Source organism: Clostridium sp. CMCC3677 (genome assembly GCF_023845585.1).
Taxonomy (GTDB): Bacteria; Bacillota; Clostridia; order Clostridiales; family Clostridiaceae; genus Clostridium; species Clostridium aquiflavi.
The window spans coordinates 1-233 of sequence record NZ_JAMQHS010000097.1; the positions used below are offsets into that span (position 1 = coordinate 1).

Genomic DNA, 233 nt, shown 5'->3' on the forward strand with positions numbered 1-233 from the left:
GTAATGTAAATTGATAAACCATGTGAGCTTCATTGTTTTTATTCCCAAAGTAACTTACATTTTCAACATGTGGCACATTAGTTTCTGTGATTATTTGAGTATTTTTCTTGAAGTAATTTAATAATAATCTCCATATTTCTATAATCTTATGAGTTTCAGGTAAATGCATACAACTTGTGCCTGATTTTTTCCATAAGAATCCTATAGCATCTAATCTTATTGATGTTGCTCCA

The 233-nt window shown here is 28.8% G+C and carries 1 pseudogene; it reads right to left on the reverse strand.

Going from position 1 to position 233, the window contains the following annotated elements:
• Nucleotides 1–233: pseudogene (locus tag NG901_RS16860) on the reverse strand (alpha-amylase); the annotation flags it as partial.